Source organism: Staphylococcus pettenkoferi (genome assembly GCF_002902685.1).
Lineage (GTDB): Bacteria > Bacillota > Bacilli > Staphylococcales > Staphylococcaceae > Staphylococcus > Staphylococcus pettenkoferi.
In genome coordinates, this window is the sequence record NZ_PPRN01000062.1 from 1 (window position 1) to 5,455 (window position 5,455).

Consider the following 5,455-nt stretch of genomic DNA (forward strand, 5'->3'; position numbering starts at 1 on the left):
GAATGCATTTACGGTCTATATAAAAAGAACCGCAGGTCTCTTCAGATCTACGGATTTTCGCCATGCCATGAAATCAGTCATATGTTAGACAGTTAAACAAACGCTGACATGATAAAATGGTGATTAGCTATACTTTTTCTAACTTTGCAACAGAACCTCTAAATAGTTATTTAGTGGATATTAACTAAAAATTTTCATCAAAGTTAATATCTAACTTAAAAATCATAATTCTTTCTCCTGTATTCGTACTTAAATCAGTATGAAAGCTTACGACTGATTCATTAGTAATATCTTTTATAATTTGCTTAAGCTCTGCCACTCCTGATTCTACAAGAGTAGTTCTTAATTTTTTTGTTTCTAGTACACCATTTTGTTGTTTGGATATTTTATACTCTGCTGGAGTCAACACCCCTCTTAAAGTTACTATAATCATATTTCTTAAAATATCTGTCTTAACAGCCAAAGATCCTCTTCCTAAATATTCTTTTTCCCAATGAGTTATAGCTTTACTGATTTCTGATTCATACATGCCTTTGGATTTTTTCATAAGATTTTCCTACTCTCATTTTATGTTTTATTTTATTATAATGTCCATTCCTTTTGGTAACAACGGATGATTTTTTACAATTGCTACAGAATTCTCTATATTATTTCCAAAATACCACTCTTTTAAAGAATTTGTAAATAATTCAGGTGAGCAGTTTTTGAAATGATAGTCTATTATAGGAAGATAGGGCATATCAGGTATACTATACGAAATTTGAGAGTTGTTTTCTAAAAAGTATATAGTTTCAATATTAAATGTGTATACAGAGATGATTATAGAACGCATGATTTCATCAAATGGTTCTATAATGTTTAAATTATCTATTTTAATATTTATGATATTATCACGTCCAAATTTACTTTTCAGCTTTTCTAATTTTTCATTATATTGATTCATATCTGTTATAATCAAAACCTTATTATTAACTTCCATCTTATACACCCTCCCTTGTAATTTTACCATTTTATCCATTCATTACTCTCATTAATACTAATAAGTTTTACCCAGTTGTTTTGAACTTTACGTTTGAAATCGTTATTAATTTCCAATAGCTTCTGAACATGCTTGTTTGGTGCTTGGATAATAATATGCAACCTGATAGGTGAATGATATACACTACTATCTGAGTTCATCACTGACTGCCAAGGAAGCCCGACAAATAAGTCACTTGCATTTCCTTGCATTACTCCTAGTCCTGAAGTGATAGTTTGGGTAATTTTGTTGCCACTACCATAAATATGTGGAACTACAGTTGAAGCATAGTATTGTAAATTAATCCATTGAGCTACTAATGCTGGACCAGAAATGATACTATTTAATACTTTAAGATTTGGATCCGTTCGCCAATTATAGTTATGCAAAAATGCTCTTGATTCTAAATCGGCATTTTTTGTTAAAGTTCTGTCGCCTATTATAAAAGAAGCATTTTTAGCCAATCCCCATTCCGGTCTTATTTCACTCCAATCTTTTGTTCTAGATTCTGGAAGACTATCATTTATAAAGTGGTCTACTTTCGGTAATTTTTTTAGTCTTTCTTCAGATACTTGTTTTTTCACTTCGGGTAATAGAGTTTTAAGAAAATTGAGTGACTCATCAGCACTTTGAGATAACTCTGGGATATATATCCATTCAAAATCATCTGTCGATGTAATATGCTCACCAGCTGCAAAAAATGTTTCCTCAGGAATACATATTCCTTTCTCAACAAGCATATTTCTGACTTCTGGCAAATTACATAGCATTGCTAAAAGTTTTGCATTAAAACCACTAGCTGCCCCTCCACAAGCCCCACATTGTAGTGACGATTGATGAGGATTATTCTCAGATTTACTACTATGTCCACATAATACGACTAATGGCGCAAAGTTTTTAGTTAATCCCATAGTTTTTAGAGCTGTAAATGCATAATATAATTTTTCAGATTCTGTAAACCCTATAGGTAGTTCTGATTTCGATTCAATTTTATTAATTGTCAATTGTGTATTTGAATACTCTAAATGTTCTCTTTTTAATTTATTTGATAAGTCAGTTGTTTTTTGAGGAAAAATACTTTTAACTATCGAACTAAAGCCTAAAAAAGGACCACTTAATTCAGGTAATAATAAACTAGGGAATACATTATTTTTCATTAACTTAAATGTATATAATAACGAATTGACATATCTATTTTTTTCAAAGTAGTGATTATTATTGGCATTATTAGCTTCTTCTACTTCTACTATTTGATGTTTCGGTTTTATCATTACAGGTAGTGAATTGTGAATGTGTGGCTTTTTAAGTGTCTTTTTTTGAATAGGCAATCCAAAAAAACCAGCCACTCCAATAGTTTCAATAAAATCATTTTTTTCGATATGACGACGAAATGGTTCAGAACGTACATCAATACAAAATGCAAGTTGACATTTTGTATTAAATTCTGAATTGTTTTTATAATTATTTATTATTTCTTTTTCTAGGTTCTTTATATAAGTCTCTTCCCAAGCCTCTAAATAAATCTTGTGGATAAATAAATTATCGAAATGTACTGCAAAATCACAATATTTTTTTCTATTGACTAACGACATATCTTTCCATTGCTCTAAAGATAAGATGTTATAATCAAACCATTTTTTAACTAGTTTACTTTTATCTTCTAAGACACTATTGTCTTTTTTTTCTCTAACAGACTTTGACTGTAGCAGTATATATTTTAAAGAAATACGAGTTGCTAAATATTCAGTCAGTAAATATTTATTATTTTTATTTTTTTCAGAATACCATAACATAATCCCCGCCCAACCAGGTAAAGAAAGTAAATGTCTTTCAAAATACTCGGTGTATTCTGCTTCGGATATTTCTAATTTTAATAACATCTCATTTAAAGCATTAACAGCATCATTCGGTAAGTTTTTAATGATCTTTTTGTGATTTTTAGTAAATAAGGAATCATGCAGCGCTAAATTTTTCCATGTTATGAAAAAATCATTTTCTTTACCAGGCATAGCCCAAGAGGCTTGAGCATTGTCTAAATAAAGTTTACTCCACTTAATCATTTCATGGTCTAGTATATCTTCTAGATTGGTATCATCAATATAATATTCACTTGGTTTCGACAAAGTGTTGCCCTTGTCATATAATTTTTTAACAGTATTTTTTATATAATTGTTTTCAGACTTATCAATCGCTTGTTCAGTTTCACATTCTAAATATTTTTCAAAAAAAGCTTTAGATTCACTTAGCGGAATATCTGCTTTATATTTTTTATAATAATCCCATGCTTTTTCCTTGAAAATTTGTTGATCTATTTCACTTTTATCTACTGCTTCTTTAATTATTTTTTTATTAGGATAAATGTCTATATTAAAGCTATTTTTAAATTTTCTTGCTACTTGTTCGAATGTATTATCCTCTAATTTATCCCATGGATTTACGGCAGCAAATGTTTGAATAGGGGACAGTGGCATAATAATTTTACTTGCTAGTTTAATTGATCGTTGTATATTTGTAATGTTATCCATCAAATTTTCCTTTCTAGTATTTATTTAAATACCTTGGATGTTTGTCTATTGCTCTTTCACTCGCCTCACCAATATTAATTAGTCGCAAGTAAATTTTACATACTAGCGGAGACTGTGGTTTTAATGATATCCAAATGTTAAATAGACTACCTAGCATAAATATAAATGCTACAAGGATTACATTAAATAAGGAGGGAGGGTTCATTGGAAAGTGCATTGCATATAAAATTCGTATAAACATTTCATGAGTAAAGATATAAGTTAAAACTGTAATAATAATAGTGAGAAGACCTAATATTTTCCCTAAATACCCTACTCCAAAAGCAACAAGCTGTCTCCAGGCAATTGAAATCGAAGAATATATTATAACAGAGACTATAATAGAATATATATTGAAATGATTATTTATAAAAAAAACTAAAGCCACAATTGTAGCTACTCCTTTCCCTATTACTATTAGACGATAAGAATATTTGAAATTTTTTAATGTAGGTTCTGACATATTGTTCAATACAGATCCAGATTGTAAAAATAAAGTAGCCTTAAAAATCCCATGTAGCATAAGGTGGATAATTGCCGACAAATAAGCTCCCATACAACACTGAATAAGCATAAAACCCATTTGGCTCATTGTTGAACCTATTAATTGCCTTTTATAATCAACATGAACTCGACTTATTCCTGAACCTATTAAAACGGTTAAACTAGCCATAATTAAAAGTATGGCTATTGATACGTCATTTGTAAAAATATAAGAAAAACGACTTAATATGACTCCCCCCGCATTAACAATACCGGCATGCATAATTGCCGAGACTGGCGTTGGTGTAACAGCTGTTTCAATTAACCACTTTTGAAATGGAAATTGTCCAGCAGGTACAGCAACTGTAATCACTAACAATACATTGATTAAAAATTTTACTATGTGTGGCAAACTTTCAAAATCAGTTAATGATATAGTCCAATTATGTGTATATATATAAATTAATAGAATCGCTAATAAAAAAGAAATCCACGATCCTAAAAAAGCATAAAAAGTTGTTTTAGCAACTTTCCCTGTTACTCCCCAAAAAGTATTTCTTCGAATGAGCAATAGCAGACATAGCAAAGTTATACCCCAGCATATAACCATTATTCTTAAATCTTTGGAAAACCAAGCTAAAGAAGCAAAAATAGATATATTGGTGAAAAAGAAAAAGTAACTTTTATAATTTTCATCACCTAAAAGGTATCTCACGGAAAATTTTTGAATTATAAAGCCCAATATATAAATGAATACTGATAGCAGACACGATAATGTATTAAAAACAAATGGGCCATAAATGACTTCATTTTTTAGAAAGACTAATAATAGTATCGACGCTAATATTGGTAAAAATGAAATTATTATATGTATTCTTATGTAAAAATTGTACGGTCTGACTATATTGAGTATTACACTGCTGAAAAATAAAATCGACAGTATAATTAAAAATACTTTCACAATAAACATACTTTAAAAACTCCTTAAAAAACAGGGCTCGTAGTGTATATACACCACGAGCCCTATTAAAACTATTAATCAAATAGAATATTTATTACTCTAAAATATTGAGTCTTTCATTTTTTCAATAGTAATTAAAAAAATGCTAGACATATTATTCTTTTCTTTTTAGGATAGTTCATTTATTTTACTATGTCAATATCGGTTTTGTTGTCATCATTGATTGGGACTAAAAAAGAGGACGCTATAAAGCGCCCATTTATATGAGAAAAGGTTCTGTTGCAAAGTTAGAAAAAGTATAGCTAATCACCATTTTATCATGTCAGCGTTTGTTTAACTGGCTAACATATGACTGATTTCATGGCATGGCGAAAATCCGTAGATCTGAAGAGACCTGCGGTTCTTTTTATATAAACCGTAAATGCATTC

Annotated in this window: 4 protein-coding genes and 2 pseudogenes; 1 reads left to right on the forward strand and 5 read right to left on the reverse strand. The window is 29.6% G+C overall.

Going from position 1 to position 5,455, the window contains the following annotated elements; genetic code table 11:
• A pseudogene (locus CD126_RS09970) lies at nt 1-96 on the forward strand (IS6 family transposase); the annotation flags it as partial.
• A gap of 88 nt (nt 97-184) precedes the next feature.
• Here the strand turns inward: CD126_RS09970 and CD126_RS09975 are convergent.
• From CD126_RS09975 to CD126_RS09995, 5 genes and pseudogenes are all read right to left on the reverse strand, one after another.
• Nucleotides 185-547 carry a Na-translocating system protein MpsC family protein gene (locus tag CD126_RS09975; protein WP_002470940.1) on the reverse strand — a complete coding sequence of 121 codons (363 nt, stop codon included), beginning with the start codon at nt 545-547 and terminating at the stop codon, nt 185-187.
• A gap of 27 nt (nt 548-574) precedes the next feature.
• Nucleotides 575-979 carry a hypothetical protein gene (locus CD126_RS09980; protein ID WP_002470938.1) on the reverse strand — a complete coding sequence of 135 codons (405 nt, stop codon included), beginning with the start codon at nt 977-979 and terminating at the stop codon, nt 575-577.
• A gap of 23 nt (nt 980-1,002) precedes the next feature.
• A complete protein-coding gene (locus CD126_RS09985; protein ID WP_103370421.1) occupies nt 1,003-3,543 on the reverse strand; it encodes a DUF2309 domain-containing protein in 2,541 nt (846 codons plus the stop codon).
• Between the two features lie 13 nt (nt 3,544-3,556).
• Entirely contained in the window at nt 3,557-5,035 is a 1,479-nt protein-coding gene (locus tag CD126_RS09990; RefSeq protein ID WP_002470941.1) for an NADH dehydrogenase subunit 5, read from the reverse strand.
• A gap of 324 nt (nt 5,036-5,359) precedes the next feature.
• A pseudogene (locus tag CD126_RS09995) lies at nt 5,360-5,455 on the reverse strand (IS6 family transposase); the annotation flags it as partial.

Excerpts from the sequence above, each read along its gene's own strand:
- CD126_RS09980 (WP_002470938.1), bottom strand. The coding sequence starts at position 979 with ATGGAAGTTAATAATAAGGTTTTGATTATAACAGATATGAATCAATAT.
- CD126_RS09975 (WP_002470940.1), bottom strand. The coding sequence starts at position 547 with ATGAAAAAATCCAAAGGCATGTATGAATCAGAAATCAGTAAAGCTATA.
- CD126_RS09985 (WP_103370421.1), bottom strand. The coding sequence starts at position 3,543 with ATGGATAACATTACAAATATACAACGATCAATTAAACTAGCAAGTAAA.
- CD126_RS09990 (WP_002470941.1), bottom strand. The coding sequence starts at position 5,035 with ATGTTTATTGTGAAAGTATTTTTAATTATACTGTCGATTTTATTTTTC.